This window comes from Actinoallomurus bryophytorum (assembly GCF_006716425.1).
Taxonomy (GTDB): Bacteria; Actinomycetota; Actinomycetes; order Streptosporangiales; family Streptosporangiaceae; genus Actinoallomurus; species Actinoallomurus bryophytorum.
The window spans coordinates 4702368-4720531 of record NZ_VFOZ01000001.1 but is presented as its reverse complement, the minus strand read 5'-3'; the positions used below and the strand labels follow the sequence as shown (position 1 = coordinate 4720531).

Below are 18164 nucleotides of genomic sequence, written 5' to 3'. Positions count from 1 at the left end.
CGGGGACAGTCATGCTTGGCGGAAACAGCTTGCGAGCGGCGGTCGTGGGAACGATCGCCGCTCTCGGCCTCACCACCGGAGTGGTTCCAGCGGTCGCGGCCGACACCGGGACCTGGCGCATCGCCTACGCGGGCAACCGGCCGACCGGTTATGAGGCACTGAGAGCGACGGTCGCGACCGGACCGGCGGACGCCTGGGCGTTCGGCGGGTCGCTGACGACCGACGGCCAGTGGTCCCCGGTGGCGCGCCGCTGGAACGGACGGTCGTGGACCGGAGCCACCCTGCCGGCCGGCCTCCAACGCGGGATCACGGCCGCCGACGCCACCGGGCCGGGTAACGTCTGGGCGTTCGCGGGGGGCGACGAGGCAGGCGACGCGTACGCGCTCCGCTGGAACGGTCAGCGGTGGAGCGTCGCCCAGCGATGGCCCGGCAGCGACATCCTGTCCGACGCGGCGGTGCTGAGCGCGCGTGACGTGTGGGTCTTCGGCTCTTCCCACATCGGCCCAGGAATCGGCACCTGGCACTACGACGGCCGCTCCTGGAAGCAGGTCGAGACGCCGGACGGGCAGTTGGCACGGGCGAGTGCCGTGGCGCCCGACGACATCTGGGCCATCGGCACCGATGACGTCGGCCGCGACAACGTACTCTCCCGATGGGACGGCCGGACGTGGACGCGGGTGGACGTTCCAGGTCTGCCACAGGAAGAGACCCACTTCGCGGAGTTCCACGCGATCCACGCGACGTCGCCACAGGACGTGTGGATCGTCGGTGACGAATACCGGACGAGCGGTGACGACTGGAGCTACACGCCCCTCGCGCTGCACTTCGACGGGCACTCCTGGCAGCGGCTCGATCCGCCCTCCACCGGCCAGGGCATCCTGGGCGACGTGACCTCCGACGGCCACGGCGGGGTCTGGGTCACGCCCTCGGTGGACGAGCCGTACGACGCTCCGGAGCTGCTGCACTACGCGGACGGGCAGTGGACCGAGGTACGGCCTCAGCGCCCGGACGGAAAGGTGCTCCGGGTGAACGACGTGACCACCGTGCCGCACAGCGGCTCCACCTGGGCGGTAGGCGAGGTGTTCCCCGCCGACCGGAACACCTCCGACGGCGCCGTCTGGGTGAACGGGCCCTTGCCGCGCTGACCCACCGAGGACGGTGAGGGGCCTGGACCCCTCACCGTCCCGCCGGGGCGCTCACGCCATCGACACGAGGCGGGCGCCGCCGTCCGTTTCGATCACCGTGCCGGTGAGGTTGGGGTTCGTGGCCGCCAGGACCACCGCCTCCGCCACGTCCTCCGCGGTCGCGATGCGCCGTACCGGGAGCGCCTGGGCGGCCTGGGCGAAGTACTCCCGCCGCGCGTCCTCGGGCAGAGCGCTCCACCAGGGCGTGTCGACGAAGCCCGGCGAGACCCCGTTGACCCGTACGGGCGCGAGCTCGGCGGCGAGCGGGCGTACGAGGGCCTCGACGGCACCGTTGATCGCGGCGACACCGGCGGTGCCGGGCATGCCGGTACGGGCCGTGATGGCACTGAGCAGCGTGATCGAGCCCGTGGGCGCAAGGTAGGGCAGCACCGCCTGGACGGTGGTGAGGTGACCCCAGAACTTGGCGTCGAAGGCCCGGCGCAGCATGCCGAGATCCAGATCCGCGATGGGGCCCGGCCCCTCCCTCCCGCTCAACGCGACGACGAGCCAGTCGACCGCCCCGATCTCCGCGGCGACCGCCCCGATCGCGGAGCGGTCCCCGCCGTCGGCGCGGTGGCCGGTGATCGTGGGATCGGTGGCCGCGAGATCGGCGAGCCCTTTCTCGCCGCGTGCGGCGACGTGGACGGCCGCTCCCGCCTCGCGGAGGCGGCGTGCGGTGGCGAGCCCGATGCCGGAGGTTCCTCCGACGACCAGCGCGGTGCTGACACTCATGATCGCTCCCAATTTCGAACCGTTACGTCTCGTCTCGAATCAAGCTAGCATGGCTCCGTGAACGATCAACCGGGACGCCCAGGTCGCAAGCGCAGCGAGGAGAGCCGGCTCGCCATCATCGCGGCGGCGGTGGAGCTCACCCTCGAGGTCGGTTACGCCGGACTCACGATCGAGGGGATCGCGGCCCGCTCCGGCGCGGGGAAGCAGACGATCTACCGCTGGTGGCCGTCAAAGGCCGACGTGCTCCTGGACGCGCTGGTCGCCAAGGCGGAGCTGCACATCCCGGTGCCGGACGAGGGGACGTACGAAGCCGATCTGCGCGCGTTCCTCGGCTCCACCTTCGCGCTCGGCAGCCGGCCGCAGGTGGTCGACCTGCTCCGCGCGCTGATGGCCGAGGCGCAGATCGACTCGGAGTTCGGCGAGCGGTTCCGCGAGATGTTCCTCAGGCACCGCCGGGACGCCCTGGGGACGGTCCTCGACCAGGCACGCGTCCGCGGTGACCTCCCCGCGAGCCCGCCGCCCGAGACCGCCATCGACATCGTGTTCGGCACCCTCTGGTACCGGATACTCGCCACCCGCAGGGACGTCGACCAGCAGCTCATCGAGGAACTGATCGCCCTGCTGACCAGGAGAGACAGATGACCGACCAGCGAACGATCCTCATCACCGGAGCGACGGACGGCCTCGGCCGCGCCCTCGCCGGCCACCTGGCCTCGACCGATCCAGGTGCCACTCTCATCCTGCACGGCCGGGACCAGGGCCGGCTCGACGCCGTCGCCGACGGCATCCGGGGCGTACGGCGGCCGATCACGCTGCGCGCGGACCTGGCCGAACTCGACCAGGTGCGCCGATTGGCCGATGAGGTACGCGGCGCGACCGACCGGCTGGACGTGCTCGTGAGCAACGCGGGCATCGGCGGTGGCCTGCCCGAGGGGCGCGAGCGCGGCACGAGCCGCGACGGGTACGAGCTGCGCTTCGCCGTGAACTACCTGGCGGGGTTCCTCCTCACGCTCGAACTCCTCCCGCTGCTGCGCCGGTCGGCGCCGGCGCGGATCGTCAACGTCGCCTCCCTCGGCCAGTACCCGATCGACTTCGACGACCTCATGATCGAGAAGGGCTACAGCGGCGGCCGCGCGTACGGCCAGAGCAAGCTCGCCCAGATCATGTCGGGTTTCGAGCTGGCCGCGCGGATCCCGGCCGCCGAGGTCACGGTCAACAGCCTGCATCCCTCGACGTACATGCCGACCAAGATGGTCCTGGCGGAGCGCGGCCGCAGCATCGACACCCTCGAGGACGGCGTCGCGGCCACCGACCGGCTCGTCAGCGACGAGAGCCTGGCGGCCACCACGGGCAGGTTCTTCGACCGGACCCGCGAGGCCGAGGCCGGCGCGCAGGCGTACGACGCCGCGGCACGTACCGAGCTGTGGAACCGCAGCCTGAAGCTCGTCGGCCACGCCGACGTGACTCAGTGAGCCGGCGTCCAGGAGTCGCCGACCGCGAGGCGCCGCGCCACCTCGATCAGGGCGCCCGCGGATGGGGAGAGCGAGTCCTGGCGCCAGACGAGCTCGAGGTCCACCGAGGGCAGGTCGTCGAGGATGTCGAGGCTCACCGTCCCGGTGGGCGGGTCGTCGCGGAGCGAGCGCGGCACGACGGTGAAGCCCTCCCCCGTACGTAGCCGGTCGTGGCGGGCCTGCGGTATCGGGCTCTCCCAGGCGTCGAACCGCTCACCGGTGTGCGTGAGCGCCGCGAGCACCGCGTCGTAGGAGTCCGGCGCGACGTGGCGAGGGAAGAAACAGAACGCCTGTCCCCGCAGGTCCCGCAGATGGACCGCCTCGCGCGACGCCAGCGGATGCCGCTCGCCGAGGACCACGGCGAGCGGCTCGCTTCGCAGCGTCTCCCGCGCGTACATGTCACGGTCCGGGATGCCGCGGGCGAGGACGACGTCGACGCGCTCCTCGCGCAGTGCGTGGTCCAGCTCCGCCGACCATGCCTCGCGTACGTCGACCTGGACCCCGGGGCGTTCGTCCGCCATCACCGCGAGCAGGTGCGGCAGTGTCTCGTGCGCCGCGCTGGGGATGTAGCCCACGCGCACCAGGCCGGTCTCCCCGCGGCCGGCACGCCGGGTGTCCTCGACCAGACCGGTGGCGGCGGCCAGGACCCGTCGCGCCGACTCGACGAACACCCGGCCGGGCTCGGTCAGCCGGGTCGGCCGCCGCTCGAACAACCGGACGCCCAGCTCGCGTTCGAGGTCGCGGATCTGCCGGCTCAGCGGCGGCTGAGCCATGTGCAGGCGCTCGGCCGCCCGCTGGAACCCGCCCTCATCCGCAACCGCGACGACATACCTCATAAGACGCAAATCGACCACCACGCCAACACGGTATGCCCCTTGCCCACCAGGCGTGTCGGTGCCCATGCCTAGGCTCGGCAAAGGCGTGGCGAGATGCGGAAGGCGATCGTCGATGAGCCCTCAGGACGAGGTGATGGAGCGGGTCGGGTACGCGGCTTCTACCCCTCGCTGCATCTCAACCTGGCCGAGGACTACCGGCGGTTCGGCGAGCCGGACAGGGCGCGGCACCATCTCGCCGAGGCCGGACACCGGGCCGGCGCGCTCGGGGACGACGATTACGGCAATGGCATACGGGCGGCCCTCACCCGCCTCGCGACCGCCTTTCGGGGTCCTGAGACAGCCATTCTTGAAAATGGCAGCATTGCATGGCGGCCGGTCTCGGACCCGGCCGCCATGCGTGCCCTTTGTCAGGCCTCAGAAAGGCTCATCCGGCGGCCTTCGAGGTCGACGGCGAGGATTCTGACCCGAATGCCGGCGCCGACCTCCGGCGGGGCGGACCAGGTGTCCCGGTGCAGCAGACCGTGGATGCCGTCTCCCACCTCGACGAACGCACCGAAGGGAACGACGCTGCTCACGTGCCCGTCGACGACCCCGCCGACGGCGTGGGCGGCCAGGAAGTCCTGCCAGGTCTCCAGCGAAACCGGGGTATGCGGCTGACTCATGTGATCACCTCCTCTCCGCACACGTCGTTTCGCGAAGCGCGGAGATCCGGCGGGCCGCGGGCCCGCCCGGCGATCAAGGCATTGCCGGAGAACTCTCTCGCTCGTGGCCCATGGCCGATCCGGCAATCACGTTCTTTACGTTAGCAAATATGCCCGGCGCCGTTCAACACCCACTTCGAGAATTGAGGCGATACCCGAGAGGTATGCGCGCGGGACTCAACCGGTCTTTGTGCTCCCTCTGTGCCGTCGCCAAGACTGGTCACCGCTTACCTCACCACGGTCAATCGGAGATTTCACCATGTCCTTTCTCAGCAACGCCGCGATCGCGGCCGCCCTGGCCGCGATCCTCGCCGGCACGCCCGCGCTCGCCTCGGCGCCTCCGGTCGGCGACCCGCGGGTCCTGGTCCACCTGGACCAGGCCACGGGTCAGCAGCCGGAGAACATCGCCCTGGAGCCGGACGGGTCCGCCGACCTCACGTTCGCCTACACCGGCGAGATCGCACGGGTCGACCTGACCGGCCGGGTCCGGATCGTCGGACGGATCCCCGTCCCCGGCGACGGCGACGTCCCGGGCGACCACCACAAGATCTTTCTCGGCGGCATCGTCCGTGCCCCGGACGGCGCGCTCTACGTCACGGTGTCCACGGGCACTGCGGGCGGCACCGGCGTCTACCGCGTCCGGCCTGGTACGGCCCCCGTACGGATCGCCGCGCTGCCGGCCGACGGCTTCCTCAACGGCATGGCCGCCGACTGGCGGACGGGGAGGCTGTACGTCGCCGACTCCGCCCACCCGGTGATCTGGAGTATGCCCGCCGGCGGTGGCGCTCCCGCGGAGTGGGCCACCGGCGACGTCCTGACGCCCGCCGGAGGGTTCGGCGCCAACGGCGTCAAGGTGCACGGCGGAGCGGTATGGGTGTCGAACATCGGCGCCGGGACCCTGATCCGCATCCCGATCGGACGGACCGGAACCTCCGGCGCCCCGAGCGTGGTCGCGAAAGACCTCGGGCCGGTCGACGACTTCGCCTTCACCGGCGGCGGCCGTACCGTGCTCGCGGCCGTCAACCAGGAGAACAAGGTCGTGATGATCGATCGAAGCGGCCGGGCCGAAGACGTTCTGACCTCGGCGGACGGTCTGGACAACCCCACGGCCGTGGCGGTGCGCGGCAAGGACGTCTACGTCACCGACGGCGCGTACTTCGGCGGCGGCGACCCCAACCTGCTGATCGCCTCCCTGCGGGACTGAGCCCCCGTCATTGACAGGCGGAGCTGAAGAGCCCCGGCTCGACGCCGGACCGCCGGGCCGGGGCGGCGGTTCCTGGCGATCTCGATGCCGGCCGCGAGCGCGCCGCAGACCATAGGAGCGCAGGTCAGAGGCGGTAGCGGCGGTCCTCGTCGGTTACCCTCGTGCTCTGCGGTGGTCCACCGGGTCGACCGGAGTCCGCGGCGCGAAGTCCCCCGGGAGAGGATCGCTCGTCCATGAGTCGCAAGGTGATCAGCAACCTCATGCTGGCCCAGGCCTGTCTGTTCGGCGGGCTGCTGATGTGCGTCGTGCTCAAACCGCACGGCCTGATCGCCAACGACGGCATCAGCTACTACGGCACCTTCCGGCGGACGGTCGTACCGTACGCCATCGCCCTGATCGGCTCCGGCCTGTTCACCTGGCGTGCCCTCTGCTGGGCGGCACCGGCCTGGCCCGCGCCGCCCTACATACGCGGGATGGCGAGCGGTCTCGCCGCGATGTCGGCGGGCGTCGTCCTGACGCCGTACAGCGTGAACCTGATGTTCGACTGGGTGCACACGCTGCTCGGCGCCGCGGTCTTCGTCCTCCAGCTCGCGCTCGGCGCGCGGTTGCTGGGCTGGACCGGCGGCGACTCGTGGGCCACGTGCCTCCTCCTGGCGCAGTTCGCGAGCGGCGTCTTCTCCGCGATCTTCGTGCTGCCCGAGCATGGATTCCTCATCCAGGGGCAGCTCGCGTTCCAGCTCGCCTTCGCCGCGCTACTGATCAGGAGTGTGCGACTGCTCATGCCGGAGCCGGCCACCCAGCCCGGCTAGGTCCTCGCATGAGCCCGGGTTCGAAGACGGCCGATATCGACGTGCTGGTGTCGACGTTCAGGTGAATGCCGCGATGTGGTCGGCGATGAAGGTGCGCAGCGGGCGCGGCGCCGCGCCGGTGACCGATGCGACCTCGTCCGACAGCCATGCCGCGTCACCCTCGGCGACCAGCCCGAAGGCCTGGGCGTTGGAGGTCGCGACCGTCTCGGGCACGCCCGCCTGGACCATCGCCACCCGGTGCTCGGCGGGAGTGGTCCGGCGGTAATCGACCGTGTGTCCGAGCGCCTCGGACAACTCCTTGGCGACGTCGTTGTAGGTGATCAGGTCCGGCCCGGTCAGCCAGTACGTCCGGCCGGCGTGTGTCCCCGGCGAGGCGGCCACCTTCACGGCGGTCGCGGCGACGTCACGGGCATCGACCATGCCGACCTGGCCGTCGCCGGCGGACATCAGGAACCCGCCTGACTGTTTGATCATCGGAGCCAGGGTGAGGAGGTTCTGCATGTAGGCGTTCGCCCGCAGCAGCGTGTAGGAAAGTCCGGCGGTCAGCAGATAAGCCTCGATCCGCGCCTGACCGCGACGGCGCTCGACCGGGGAATCGGCCGACGCCTTGCTCGTGATCTTGACGATGTGCTGTACGCCCTGGCGCACGGCGCCGGCGATGACCGCGATCTCCTGGGCGGGCACGGCCGGGCTGACCAGGATGACGGTCTCGATGCCGCGCATGGCCGCGTCGAGCGTGTCCGGGCGGTCGAAGTCGCCGGTGACGATCTCGACGTCGGCTCGGGGCGCGCGGGACGCATCGCGTACCAGCGCTCTCGTGGACTGGTGCTGCGCGCCGAGCAGCCGGACGGCTTCGGAGCCCACCTTTCCGGACGCGCCGGTTACCAGAATCATTGATGTTCTCCCTCGTAGGCGGGTCGCAAAAGGTCAGAGTGCGGAGGCGCGTCCGGCGTCGACGGCCGGGACGGTGCCGGTGATCGGCCGGGCCTGCCCGCCCTGGCGGCTGGAAAGCCGCACGACGGCGCGGCCGATGCCCGAGGTTCCACCGGTGATCAACGCGGTTGTCGGTTCGGAAGCCATGGCCACGCTCCGCCAAATTGGATTGGGCTATCCAATCTAGGATGGCTAAGATTGGATCGTCAAATCCAGTTTCAGGGGTGAGCGGATGTCAACGCGGACAGCGCGGCAGGACGCGCCGAGCACCAAGAAGGGCCGCGCGACCCGCGACCGGATCATCGCGGCCGCAGCGGATCTGATGTACCGGCACGGAGCGGCCGGCACGAGCACCCCGGCGCTACGCGACGTCGCCGGAGTCAGCTCATCGCAGATCTACCACTACTTCGCCGACAAGGACGATCTCACCCGGGCGGTCATCGCCTACCAAACCGAGGCGATCCTCGCGAACCAGGCCCCCTTGCTGGCCCGGCTCGACAGCCTCGACGCCCTGAAGGCATGGCGCGATGTCGTCGTCGACGCTGCCCGGCAGTACGGCGGCACCGGGGGCTGCCCGCTCGGCAGCCTGTCCAGCGAACTGTCCGACCACGACCCACAGGCACGAGACGCCCTGGCCGCGAGCTTCACCGCGTGGGCCACGGTAATCCGCGAAGGCCTGCTCGGCATGCTCGCCAATGGCTCCCTGCGCCCGCAGACCGACGCCGACCAGCTCGCCCTCGCGCTCCTGGCCGCCGTCCAGGGCGGGCTTCTGCTCGCCCAGGCCCAGCACACCACCGACGCCCTGGAAGCCGCCATCGACACCGTGATCGCCCACATCCACGATCAGGCGACAGCGCGATAGACGGATCCTGCGGTGCCGTGTTACGCGTCCTAAGGGCCCGTCTTTCCGGGCGCGCACGCGGCGGCGCGTTCGAGGAGCACCCGGCGTTCGCGTTCGTTGCGGGTGAGTGCGGCCGCTCGCTCGTACTCCGAACGCGCCTCGTCGGAGCGGCCGAGCCTGGCCAGGAAGTCGGCGCGCACACTCGGCAGGAGGTGGTAGCTCTTCAGCGCGGGCTCCCCGGTCAGCCGGTCGGCGAGCTCCAGGCCCTCGGCCGGACCGAAGGCCATGCCGAGCGCGACCGCGCGGTTCAGCTCGACGACGGGCGAGGGCGTGAGGCGTGCGAGCGCCTGGTAGAGCGTCGCGATGCGGGCCCAGTCGGTCTCCTCCGGGGTCCGCGCCTGGGCGTGGCAGGCGGCGATCGCGCCCTGCAGGACGTACGGGCCGAGGGGCGCGCCGGCCCGCTCCGCCCGTAGCAGCGCGGCGAAACCACGGCGGATGAGGAGCTGGTCCCAGCGCCCGCGGTTCTGCTCCAGCAGCGGGATCGGCTCGCCGGAGGGCCCGGTGCGCGCGGACGAGCGCGACGCCTGGATCTCCATGAGCGCGACGAGGCCGTGGACCTCGGGCTCCTTCGGGGCGAGCTCGGCCAGGACGCGGCCTAGCCGCAGCGCCTCCGCGCAGAGCGCGGGCCGCATCCAGTCGTCTCCGGCGGTGGCCGAGTATCCCTCGTTGTACACCAGGTACAGCACCTCGAGCACCGACGAGAGCCGGGCGGCGCGCTCGGCCTCGGGCGGCACCTCGAAGGGGATCCGCTTCGCCGAAAGCGTGCGCTTGGCACGGACGATCCGCTGGGCGACGGTCGGCTCCGGCACGAGGAACGCTCGGGCGATCTCGTCGGTGGTCAGGCCGCCCAGCAGGCGAAGGGTCAGCGCGACGCGCGACTCGGTGGACAGGACCGGGTGACAGGAGATGAACATGAGGCGCAGGACGTCGTCGCCCAGGTCGTCGTCGAGCGCGGCGTCGATCTCCGCCTCGGCCGTGTCCGGGCCGGTCTCCAGCTCGTGCCCGAGTTGCTCCTGTTTCGTCTCCAGGCGCTTGTTCCGGCGCAGGAGATCGATCGCCCGGTGCTTCGCGGTGGCCATGAGCCAGGCGCCCGGATTATCCGGGACGCCAGACTCGGGCCATTTTTCCAGCGCGACGACCAGCGCGTCCTGCGCGAGCTCCTCGGCGACGCCGACGTCGCGCATCATCCGGGTCAGGCCGGCGATGATCCGGGCCGACTCGAGCCGCCACACCGCGTCGATCGCGCGGTGGGTATCCGAAGCGGTCACGCGACCGATCAGAGCACCGGTGCCCGCTCCGGCGCAAGCCGTAGGGGCATCGCGTGACCTGGCCCGTCCCGCATGACGACGGCCATGCGGGACCGCGAGATCACGGGCCGAAGACCTGCCGGATCTCGCCCTCGCCGTCTCCGACGATCTTCCAGAAGCGCTTCGAGAGCTCGACCGCCTCCTCCTTCGACCTGACGTCGATCAGGGCGAAGCCGACGACGGCCTCCTTCGCCTCGGCGAACGGGCCGTCGGTCACGGTGATCTCGCCGCCGGAGTTCTTGATGTGGATGCCGTTCGGGTCGAGCCCGCCGGTGGCGAGCAGCACCCCGGCCTGGGTCATCTCCTCGATGAACTTGCCCATCTCGATCATGAGGTTCTCGTCGAGCGGGGCCGCCGTGGCCTGTGGGTCGCCCGTCGTCATCAGCAGGAATCGCATCGCCGTGTCTCCTTGTGCAGTGGTCCTAAGGCGGGTCCGGCCCGGCCTTTGCCTACGCGTCGAACGGGACGCGTGCGGATCGACACGTCGGCCGAGATTTGTTTCCCCGCCGAAGAAATCGCCCGGCATGTCGATCCTGGCGCCCCTCGTTCGACGCGTGAACACGAGGACGGGTTGAGACGCGACCCGGCCGGCATCCGGAAGGACCCACGACATGAGCACAGCGACCCGCTCAGCGCCCACGACGAACCGGCGACGCGCCACCGACATCACGCTGTGGACGGTCCAGATCCTGCTGGCGGCCTTCCTGCTGTTCGCCTCGGCCGCGCCCAAGTTCGCGGGCCAGCGGGACGCGGTGGAGACCTTCACCAAGATCGGCTGGGGCCAGTGGTTCCGCTACCTCACCGGTACGTGCGAGGCGGCCGGCGCGATCGGCCTGCTGATCCCCCGGCTCGCCACCCCGGCCGCGATCGGCCTGGTCGGCGTCATGATCGGTGCGGTTCTCACCCAGCTGCTCGTCCTGGCCCCGGTGTGGGCACTGATGCCGGCCGGGTTCGCCGTCCTGTTCGTGATCATCGCGCGGTACCGGCGCCCGCAGGCGACCGCCCTCCTCGACCGGTTCGGGCTCTGACCGGGCCGGGGGCGTACGGGCGGCCCGTGAGCTCCAGCGGGCCGCCCGTTCGTCCCTGAGGACGGCGATACGGCACAATGGATCCCGCAGCAGGTGATGGGGCTCACCTCCAACCGCGGATCTCCGCTGACGGTCCCTGGCCAAGGTCAGGGAGGCACCATGCCCGTACACCGCCCGCAGCCCGGCCCCGCGATCCCTCCCTACGGGACAATGTCGTGATGTCGCACGGCCCGATCGACCCCGACTCCCCGCCCGCCGGTTCCGGCGTGGGCCTCGACGGCGAGCAGCCGGACGTCTTTCGCGCAGGGCGCCCCTCCCGGCGCGATCGCCGGCTCGACGTCCTGGCCGCGATCGCCCTCGGCGGCGGGCTGGGCAGCGTGGCGCGCTATCTCATCGCCACCGCCATGCCGGTGCACGCGGGCCACTTTCCCTGGGCGACCTTCCTGATCAACCTGAGCGGGAGCTTCGCGCTCGGCATCCTGATGGTGTTCGTCCTGGACGTCTGGCCGCCCCGTCGCTACGTACGTCCGTTCGTGGGGATCGGGATCCTGGGCGGCTACACGACCTTCTCCACCTTCGCCGTCGAACTCCGCGGTCTCGCCGGAAACGGCGCGTGGGCGCTCACCGGCGCGTACGCCCTGAGCAGCCTCGTCGGCGGTGTGGCGGCCGTGTGGTGCGGCATCGCGCTGGTCCGGCTCATCGCCGGACGGCCCGTCAGACGGGGAGAGAAAGGACGGAGCACATGAGATCGCAGGGCCGCGCACGCCGGTTGACGATCTTCATCGGCGAGACCGACCAGCACCACCACCGGCCGCTGTACACCGAGATCGTGCACCGGGCGCACGAGTACGGGCTCGCGGGCGCCAGTGTCTTTCACGGCATCGAGGGCTACGGCGCGTCCTCCCACATCCACACCAGCCGGATCCTGTCCCTCAGCGACGACCTGCCCGTCGCCATCGTGATCGTCGACACCGAGGACAAGATCGACGGCTTCCTGCCCGCGCTCGACGGCCTCATCGACGAGGGACTCGTGATCATCGACGACGTCGAGGTCCATCGCTACGCGGGCCGGGCGAAGGGCGGCTCGTCGTGACCGTCATCCTGGTCTTCCTCGGCGGGACCATCGGCGCCCCCGCCCGCTACCTCCTCGACCGGGCCGTCCAGCGGCGCCACGAGAGCGTCTTCCCGTGGGGGACGCTGACCGTCAACCTGATCGGCTGCCTGGTGCTGGGCGTGCTCACCGGCGCCTCGCAGTCGCTGCCCAAGGATCTGGTCGTCTTCGCCGGCACCGGCTTCTGCGGCGCCCTCACGACCTTCAGCACGTTCGGCTTCGAGACCACGCGCCTCCTCGAGGAGGGCTCGCTCCTCGAGGCCGGGCTGAACGCGCTCGGGAGCCTGGTCCTCGGCGTGCTCGCGGCGGCCCTCGGATACGCCGCCGGTGTCGGACTGTAAGCGTTGCGGGCCGTACGGCCGCAACGTCAGTGACCAGAGAAACGCCTGGTCATCCCCCTGACGACGGGGATTCGCGCAGGTCGTCAAGGCACTCCTGGCCACCGTAGAGTGACAGGCACGGCCGAACCGCCTTACCGTCTGTAATCGCCGCTCCGGGGGGATGATCAGTGAGCGAGCGGGCGACACGCCCGAAGCGATCGGGGACCGATCCGCGAGGTGGACTGACCCGCCGCATCGTCTTCGCGAGCGGGATCGTCGTGCTGCTCGCCATCGGCGCGTACTCCCTGCTGTTCTCGGTCATCCTCGACCTGAGAAAGTCGGCGGGCGTCGCGAACCACGCCAAGGCGATCATGGCCTCGGCGAACCGCCTGCAGAGGCTGGTGACCGACCTCGAGACCGACGTGCGCGGCTTCGTCATCACCGGGGACAGGAGGCTTCTGGCGCCCCTGAAGGACGCCCAGTCCGACGCCATCACCGAAGGCCGGACGCTGGAGCGCCTCACCGCGGAGAACGACCCCGCCCAGAGCTCGCGGGCGCAGGAGATCGTGCAGAACACCGAGACGTACGTCCGCGAGTACTCGATCCCGCTCGCGTCGGCGATCCAGCAGGAGCCCGTGTCCGCGCGGTCGCTGGCGACGATCGCCGAGGGAGAGCAGCGGCTCGCACCGCTGCGCACGCAGTTCGACGCCTTCATGGCCGCGGAGAACGATCTGATCCAGTCCCACGAGGGGCGCTCCACGGCGGACGCGGCCCACGCCACGATCATCGCGGCGGTCGGCGCGGGCGGGGCGTTGCTGCTCCTGCTGCTCTTCTCCGGCTACCTGACACGTGCCATTCTCCGCCCGGTCCGGCGTACCTCCGCCATGGCCAGCAACCTGGCCGGCGGCGACCTGTCGGTACGGATCCCCGAGGTCTCACGCAACGACGTCGGCGTACTCGAACGCACCTTCAACGTGATGGCCGGCTCGCTGCAGGCGGACCGCCAGCAGCTCCGGCGGGTCGTGGAGGAGCAGGGGGCCCTCCGCCGGATCGCGACGCTCATCGCCCGCGGCGTCTCCCCGAGCGAGATCTTCACCGCGGTCGCCAGCGAGCTGGGCCGGATTCAGGGGATGGAGTACGCGGTCGTCAACCGCTTCGACCCCTCTCTGGTCGCGACCGCGGTCGGCCACTGGACCTCGCCCGGCGCCCCGGACATCATGCCCCCGGTCAACGGCCGCTGGCCGGTCGAGGAGCAGAGCGCGGCGGCCGAGATCGTCCAGACCCGCCGGCCGGCGCGCGTCAACACCGACGAGGCCACGAGCACGATCGGGGTCTGGTCGCGGGTGCACGGGATCCGCTATGTCGTGGGCTGCCCGATCACGGTCGGCGGGCACCTCTGGGGCATGATCGCGGTGTTCTCGCTCGACCCCGAGCCGCCTCCCAAAGACACCGAGGAGCGCCTGGTGGAATTCGTGGAACTCCTGGCCACCGCGATCGCCAACGCCGAGAACCGCAACGAGCTGCTCGCCTCTTCCGCACGGATCGTCGCGGCCTCCGACGAGGCGCGGCGACGTATCGAGCGCAACCTCAGCACCGGGCCGCAGCGGCGCCTCACGGCTCTCGGGAAGGAGCTGCTGGAGACGGACGGGATCATCGACCCCGAGCTCTTTCACCTGAAGGAGCAGCTGGCCGGGACCGCGCGAGGCCTGGACAGCGTGCTGGACGACCTGCGCGAGATCTCCCGCGGCCTGCACCCGGCGACGCTCTCGCGAAGCGGCCTCCGCCGTGCCCTCGAGGCGCTGACCCAGCGGTCGGAGGTGCCGGCCAAGCTCGGTGTGCACATCGACCGGAACCTGCCCGACCACATCCAGGTCGCCATCTACTACACCGTCTCCGAGGCGCTCACCAACGTGGCGAAGTACTCCCACGCCACCGTCGTCAACATCGACCTGACCCTCGAACACGCCACCCTCAAGCTGCGGGTCAACGACAACGGCATCGGCGGAGCCGATCCCACCCGCGGATCCGGACTGTTCGGGCTCAAGGACCGCATCGAGTCGCTCGGCGGGACGATCCGGGTGATCAGCCCCACCGGGGGCGGCACGTCGCTGCTCGTCGACGTGCCCGTCCCGACGAGCTGATTCCGGCCACTTTCTGACCTGTGTCGCGTGCATGATGAGGGCATGGCCAACACGAGCTCTCGGACCCTGCGGCTGCTCTCGCTGCTGCAGACCCACCGCTACTGGCCGGGTACCGAGCTCGCCGGCCGGCTCGGGGTGTCCGTACGCACCCTGCGGCGTGACGTCGACCGGCTAAGGGAGCTCGGCTATCCGGTCGAGGCCCATCGCGGTGTGGCCGGTGGTTACCAGCTCGCCCCCGGCGCCGCGTTGCCGCCGCTCGTGGTCGACGACGAGGAGGCGGTGGCGCTCGCCATCGGGCTGCGGGCGGCCGCCCAGGGCGCGGTGGCCGGCATCGAGGAGTCCTCGATCCGCGCCCTCACCAAGGTGGTGCAGGTCATGCCCGCACGTCTGCGCCGCCGGGTGGACGCCTTGCGGGTGGCCACGGTGCCCGCGGTGTGGAGCACCGGGCCGACCGTCGACTCGGGCGTGCTCACGACCGTCGCGCAGGCCTGCCGTGACGAGGAGCGCCTGCGGTTCTCCTACACCGCGCATCGCGGCGAGCGCACCGAGCGGCACGTCGAGCCGCACCGGCTGGTCTCGCTCGGCCGCCGCTGGTACCTCGTCGCGTACGACCTCACCCGGCACGACTGGCGCAGCTTCCGCCTCGACCGGCTCGCCGATCCGGCCGGCACGAGCGTACGTTTCCGCCCGCGCGAGCTGCCGGCCGAGGACCCGGCGGCGTTCGTACGCGCCGGGATCGGCAACATCCCCGCTCCGTACACCGTCGAGGCGGTCGTGCACGCTCCCGGAGACCAGGTGCGCGCGCAGGTCGGCCAGTGGGCGACGGTCGAGGACCTCGACTCCGGACGCTGCCGCATGCTGATGACCGCGGACTCCTTGGACTGGCCGATACTGGCACTGGGCACCGTCGGCGCCGAGTTCGAGGTGGTCGGCTCGCCCGAGCTGGTCGAGCGGATCCGTGAGTGGGGCGCCCGTTTCGCCCGCGCGACCGCCGGGCTCCCACCGGCCACGGCCACCCCGGATTCCGCCCATAACGGTTGAACCGCCTCCTGTGGTCTTCCGTGTAGGTAATAAACAGCACCACCGATCCGTCGCCGGAGGGCGGGCCGGTGCTCGCAGCAGTGACCGGATCATCCGGCACCGTACTGAAAGGCCCCTGGATTGCCGTTCTTCACGCGTTTGCGCCGTCGACCGGCCCAGGGTACGGAGCCATCGCCGGACGCCGTCGAGGGCGGCGGTCACCGGTCGAGAGGGCGCACCGTCGCGGGATGGGTGACGACGGCGCTGGCCTGCGTGCTCGTGCTGTTCGCCCTGATCGCGCCGAACCAGATCACCCGCTTCACCCCTGAGGCGTTCGTACGCATCCCGCTGGAGGGACTGCTCGGCGTCGCCCTGGTCCTGATCCTGCCGGGGAGGGCGAAGCGGGTGGCGGCGGTGATCATCGGAGTGATCCTCGGGCTGCTCGCCATCGTGAAGATCGTCGATATCGGCTTCTCCACGGTTCTGGCCCGGCCGTTCAACCTGGTGTTCGACTGGTCCCTGTTCGGCTCGGCCAACCAGTTCCTCTCGGCATCGGTCGGCAGGGCGGGCGCGATCGGCGCCGGGATCCTGGCCGCGGTCCTCGCCGTCGGCGTACTCGTCCTCATGACGCTGGCGGTGCTGCGCCTGACCCGCCTCGTAGTCCAGCACAACACCAGCGCGACCGGCGCCGCGACTCTCCTGGGCGTCGCGTGGGTGACCTGCGCCGCCCTGGGCGCACAGCTCGTCCCGGGCGTGCCGGTCGCCGGCGTCGCCGCGGGCCGCCTGCTCCAGGTGCGCAGGAGCCTGGAGGACCGCAAGGAGTTCGCCAAGGAGGCCTCCGTGGACGCCTTCGGCGGCGTCCCGTCCGACCGGCTTCTGACCGGCCTGCGCGGCAAGGACGTCCTCCTCTCCTTCGTCGAGAGCTACGGACGCGACGCGATCGAGGACCCGAGGTACGCCTCCGAGGTGGGCGCCGTCCTCGACGCCGGAAGCAGCCGGCTGCGCGCGGCCGGGTTCGCCTCCCGCAGCGCGTTCCTCACCTCACCGACGGCGGGCGGCGGCAGCTGGCTGGCCCACTCCACGCTGCTGTCCGGACTGTGGATCAACAACCAGCAGCGCTACAACAGCCTGGTGTCGAGCGACCGCCTGACTCTCTCCAAGGCGTTCGAGGGCGCGGGCTGGCAGACGGCCGCCGTGATGCCGGGCACCACCACCGCCTGGCCGGAGGCGAAGTTCTACGGGTACGAACACGTCTACGACCGCTGGACCATCGGGTACCGCGGCCCCCGTTTCAACTGGGGCACCCCGCCGGACCAGTACACCCTGTCGGTCTTCCAGCGCACCGAGCGGGCGAAGCCGAAACACCCGCCGGTGATGGCCGAGATCCCCCTCGTCACGAGCCACGCGCCCTGGGCCCCGACCCCGTCCGGCCTGGTCGACTGGAAAACCGTGGGCGACGGCACGGTCTTCGGCCCGATGGCCGCCGCCGGCGACAAGCCGGAGGACGTGTGGCGCAGCCCGTCGCGAATCCGCACGGCGTACCGGCAGTCGATCGAGTACTCGCTGAACGCCCTCATCTCCTACGTGCAGACCTACGGCGATGACAACCTGGTGCTCATCTTCCTCGGCGACCACCAGCCGGCCCCGCTCATCACCGGCCAGAACGCCGACCGGGACGTGCCGATCACCATCGTCGCCCGGGACCCGGCCGTACTGGACCGGATCTCGACGTGGGGCTGGCAGGACGGCCTCAAACCCGGCCCGCACGCCCCGGTCTGGCCGATGAACGCCTTCCGCGACCGCTTCCTGACCGCCTTCGGCTCCCAACCCCAACCCACGCGCTGACCGCCTTGTAGGCCCGTTCTGGGAGGCCGCCCGGGGGTCGCTCTGGGGGGTGCTCGTGACTTGACTAGGACCTGGCAACAGGTCCCGTCACTGTCTGTCCGCTCACCGGCCCGGCGCGTACCACCTCACGTTCGCTACGGAGGTGGCAGGTCAAGGCACGTGCGGATGGAAGGCCCAAAAAGCGGCGGATCGTGGGCGGCCTCGACACCCACGCCGACGCCCATCACGCAGCGATGGAGCTGATGAACGGCACCAGGATCGCCGGTGCACCCTTCCAGGCCACGGCGAGGACTATGAACAACTACGGGAGTGGACGCGCTCGTTCGGGCGGCCACACAGCGCCGGGATCGAGGACACCGGTACCTACGAGGCAGGCTTAGTCCGCTACCTGCCCAACCAGGGCGCCGACGTCATCGAGGTGAACCGGCCCGACCGCCCCCAGCGCCGCAACCTGGGCAAGTCCGACCCACTGGACGCCCACGCCTACGCCACCGCAGACGCGGCGCCCGCCGGTCGCGCCCGTGCGTCACCCAAGACAGCGACGGCATCGCGGAATCGACTTAGGCCGTGCACCTGACCCG

Annotated in this window: 20 protein-coding genes; 13 read left to right on the top strand and 7 right to left on the bottom strand. The window is 70.8% G+C overall.

Features of this window, described 5'->3' with window-relative positions; all coding sequences use genetic code 11:
- Window positions 1-29: 29 nt before the first annotated feature.
- A complete protein-coding gene (locus FB559_RS22395) occupies window positions 30-1145 on the top strand; it encodes a hypothetical protein (RefSeq protein ID WP_141957455.1) in 1116 nt (371 codons plus the stop codon).
- Between the two features lie 51 nt (window positions 1146-1196).
- On the opposite strand, the gene FB559_RS22390 is transcribed toward FB559_RS22395, so the two are convergent.
- Window positions 1197-1916, bottom strand: a complete 720-nt coding sequence (locus tag FB559_RS22390; RefSeq protein ID WP_141957454.1) for an SDR family oxidoreductase — start codon at window positions 1914-1916, stop codon at window positions 1197-1199.
- A gap of 57 nt (window positions 1917-1973) precedes the next feature.
- Here FB559_RS22390 and FB559_RS22385 point away from each other — a divergent pair, with 57 nt between their 5' ends.
- Entirely contained in the window at window positions 1974-2558 is a 585-nt protein-coding gene (locus FB559_RS22385) for a TetR/AcrR family transcriptional regulator (protein ID WP_141957453.1), read from the top strand.
- Complete coding sequence (locus tag FB559_RS22380; RefSeq protein ID WP_141957452.1) at window positions 2555-3388, top strand: SDR family NAD(P)-dependent oxidoreductase; 834 nt, start codon at window positions 2555-2557, stop codon at window positions 3386-3388. The genes FB559_RS22385 and FB559_RS22380 overlap by 4 nt, the downstream gene beginning before the upstream one ends.
- On the opposite strand, the gene FB559_RS22375 is transcribed toward FB559_RS22380, so the two are convergent.
- Both FB559_RS22375 and FB559_RS22370 read right to left on the bottom strand, forming a co-directional pair.
- Window positions 3382-4263 carry a LysR family transcriptional regulator gene (locus FB559_RS22375; protein WP_185792345.1) on the bottom strand — a complete coding sequence of 294 codons (882 nt, stop codon included), beginning with the start codon at window positions 4261-4263 and terminating at the stop codon, window positions 3382-3384. The genes FB559_RS22380 and FB559_RS22375 overlap by 7 nt on opposite strands.
- Window positions 4264-4670: 407 nt before the next feature.
- On the bottom strand, window positions 4671-4925 hold the full coding sequence (locus FB559_RS22370) for a S1 RNA-binding domain-containing protein (RefSeq protein ID WP_221640127.1): 255 nt from the start codon (window positions 4923-4925) through the stop codon (window positions 4671-4673).
- Window positions 4926-5223: 298 nt separating this feature from the next.
- On the opposite strand from FB559_RS22370, the gene FB559_RS22365 reads away from it, so the two are divergent.
- A complete protein-coding gene (locus FB559_RS22365; protein WP_141957450.1) occupies window positions 5224-6168 on the top strand; it encodes a hypothetical protein in 945 nt (314 codons plus the stop codon).
- Window positions 6169-6401: 233 nt separating this feature from the next.
- Window positions 6402-6977 carry a hypothetical protein gene (locus FB559_RS22360; RefSeq protein ID WP_141957449.1) on the top strand — a complete coding sequence of 192 codons (576 nt, stop codon included), beginning with the start codon at window positions 6402-6404 and terminating at the stop codon, window positions 6975-6977.
- Window positions 6978-7034: 57 nt separating this feature from the next.
- Here FB559_RS22360 and FB559_RS22355 read toward each other — a convergent pair whose 3' ends face one another.
- A complete protein-coding gene (locus FB559_RS22355) occupies window positions 7035-7871 on the bottom strand; it encodes an NmrA family NAD(P)-binding protein (protein WP_141957448.1) in 837 nt (278 codons plus the stop codon).
- 33 nt (window positions 7872-7904) lie between these two features.
- The gene (locus FB559_RS44050; protein WP_185792344.1) at window positions 7905-8057 is read right to left on the bottom strand and encodes a hypothetical protein; all 153 of its coding nucleotides are present in this window, start codon (window positions 8055-8057) and stop codon (window positions 7905-7907) included.
- An 85-nt stretch (window positions 8058-8142) separates the two neighbouring features.
- Here FB559_RS44050 and FB559_RS22350 point away from each other — a divergent pair, with 85 nt between their 5' ends.
- Entirely contained in the window at window positions 8143-8772 is a 630-nt protein-coding gene (locus FB559_RS22350) for a TetR/AcrR family transcriptional regulator (RefSeq protein WP_141957447.1), read from the top strand.
- Between the two features lie 29 nt (window positions 8773-8801).
- Here FB559_RS22350 and FB559_RS22345 read toward each other — a convergent pair whose 3' ends face one another.
- Both FB559_RS22345 and FB559_RS22340 read right to left on the bottom strand, forming a co-directional pair.
- Window positions 8802-10079 carry an RNA polymerase sigma factor gene (locus tag FB559_RS22345; RefSeq protein ID WP_185792343.1) on the bottom strand — a complete coding sequence of 426 codons (1278 nt, stop codon included), beginning with the start codon at window positions 10077-10079 and terminating at the stop codon, window positions 8802-8804.
- Between the two features lie 100 nt (window positions 10080-10179).
- A complete protein-coding gene (locus tag FB559_RS22340; protein WP_141957446.1) occupies window positions 10180-10515 on the bottom strand; it encodes a YciI family protein in 336 nt (111 codons plus the stop codon).
- Between the two features lie 214 nt (window positions 10516-10729).
- Between FB559_RS22340 and FB559_RS22335 the strand changes: the two genes are divergently transcribed.
- From FB559_RS22335 to FB559_RS22305, 7 genes are all read left to right on the top strand, one after another.
- Window positions 10730-11146 carry a DoxX family protein gene (locus tag FB559_RS22335; RefSeq protein WP_141957445.1) on the top strand — a complete coding sequence of 139 codons (417 nt, stop codon included), beginning with the start codon at window positions 10730-10732 and terminating at the stop codon, window positions 11144-11146.
- Window positions 11147-11364: 218 nt separating this feature from the next.
- On the top strand, window positions 11365-11892 hold the full coding sequence (crcB, locus tag FB559_RS22330) for a fluoride efflux transporter CrcB (protein ID WP_141957444.1): 528 nt from the start codon (window positions 11365-11367) through the stop codon (window positions 11890-11892).
- The gene (locus tag FB559_RS22325) at window positions 11889-12239 is read left to right on the top strand and encodes a DUF190 domain-containing protein (protein ID WP_141957443.1); all 351 of its coding nucleotides are present in this window, start codon (window positions 11889-11891) and stop codon (window positions 12237-12239) included. Before crcB (FB559_RS22330) ends, FB559_RS22325 begins: the two co-directional genes overlap by 4 nt.
- Window positions 12236-12598: a fluoride efflux transporter CrcB gene (crcB, locus tag FB559_RS22320; RefSeq protein ID WP_141957442.1), complete on the top strand. Its 363-nt coding sequence runs from the start codon at window positions 12236-12238 to the stop codon at window positions 12596-12598. Before FB559_RS22325 ends, crcB (FB559_RS22320) begins: the two co-directional genes overlap by 4 nt.
- Before the next feature lie 167 nt (window positions 12599-12765).
- The gene (locus tag FB559_RS22315; protein WP_141957441.1) at window positions 12766-14718 is read left to right on the top strand and encodes a CHASE3 domain-containing protein; all 1953 of its coding nucleotides are present in this window, start codon (window positions 12766-12768) and stop codon (window positions 14716-14718) included.
- A 42-nt stretch (window positions 14719-14760) separates the two neighbouring features.
- Window positions 14761-15759 (top strand): helix-turn-helix transcriptional regulator, encoded by a 999-nt coding sequence (locus FB559_RS22310; RefSeq protein WP_141957440.1) that lies wholly within the window; start codon window positions 14761-14763, stop codon window positions 15757-15759.
- Between the two features lie 231 nt (window positions 15760-15990).
- Window positions 15991-17583 carry an alkaline phosphatase family protein gene (locus tag FB559_RS22305; RefSeq protein ID WP_141957439.1) on the top strand — a complete coding sequence of 531 codons (1593 nt, stop codon included), beginning with the start codon at window positions 15991-15993 and terminating at the stop codon, window positions 17581-17583.
- The last annotated feature ends 581 nt before the right edge of the window (window positions 17584-18164 follow it).

Excerpts from the sequence above, each read along its gene's own strand:
- FB559_RS22360 (WP_141957449.1), top strand. The coding sequence starts at position 6,402 with ATGAGTCGCAAGGTGATCAGCAACCTCATGCTGGCCCAGGCCTGTCTG.
- FB559_RS22340 (WP_141957446.1), bottom strand. The coding sequence starts at position 10,515 with ATGCGATTCCTGCTGATGACGACGGGCGACCCACAGGCCACGGCGGCC.
- FB559_RS22370 (WP_221640127.1), bottom strand. The coding sequence starts at position 4,925 with ATGAGTCAGCCGCATACCCCGGTTTCGCTGGAGACCTGGCAGGACTTC.
- FB559_RS22350 (WP_141957447.1), top strand. The coding sequence starts at position 8,143 with ATGTCAACGCGGACAGCGCGGCAGGACGCGCCGAGCACCAAGAAGGGC.
- FB559_RS44050 (WP_185792344.1), bottom strand. The coding sequence starts at position 8,057 with ATGGCTTCCGAACCGACAACCGCGTTGATCACCGGTGGAACCTCGGGC.
- FB559_RS22335 (WP_141957445.1), top strand. The coding sequence starts at position 10,730 with ATGAGCACAGCGACCCGCTCAGCGCCCACGACGAACCGGCGACGCGCC.
- FB559_RS22355 (WP_141957448.1), bottom strand. The coding sequence starts at position 7,871 with ATGATTCTGGTAACCGGCGCGTCCGGAAAGGTGGGCTCCGAAGCCGTC.
- FB559_RS22310 (WP_141957440.1), top strand. The coding sequence starts at position 14,761 with ATGGCCAACACGAGCTCTCGGACCCTGCGGCTGCTCTCGCTGCTGCAG.
- FB559_RS22365 (WP_141957450.1), top strand. The coding sequence starts at position 5,224 with ATGTCCTTTCTCAGCAACGCCGCGATCGCGGCCGCCCTGGCCGCGATC.
- FB559_RS22390 (WP_141957454.1), bottom strand. The coding sequence starts at position 1,916 with ATGAGTGTCAGCACCGCGCTGGTCGTCGGAGGAACCTCCGGCATCGGG.
- FB559_RS22325 (WP_141957443.1), top strand. The coding sequence starts at position 11,889 with ATGAGATCGCAGGGCCGCGCACGCCGGTTGACGATCTTCATCGGCGAG.
- FB559_RS22380 (WP_141957452.1), top strand. The coding sequence starts at position 2,555 with ATGACCGACCAGCGAACGATCCTCATCACCGGAGCGACGGACGGCCTC.
- FB559_RS22375 (WP_185792345.1), bottom strand. The coding sequence starts at position 4,263 with ATGAGGTATGTCGTCGCGGTTGCGGATGAGGGCGGGTTCCAGCGGGCG.
- crcB (WP_141957444.1), top strand. The coding sequence starts at position 11,365 with ATGTCGCACGGCCCGATCGACCCCGACTCCCCGCCCGCCGGTTCCGGC.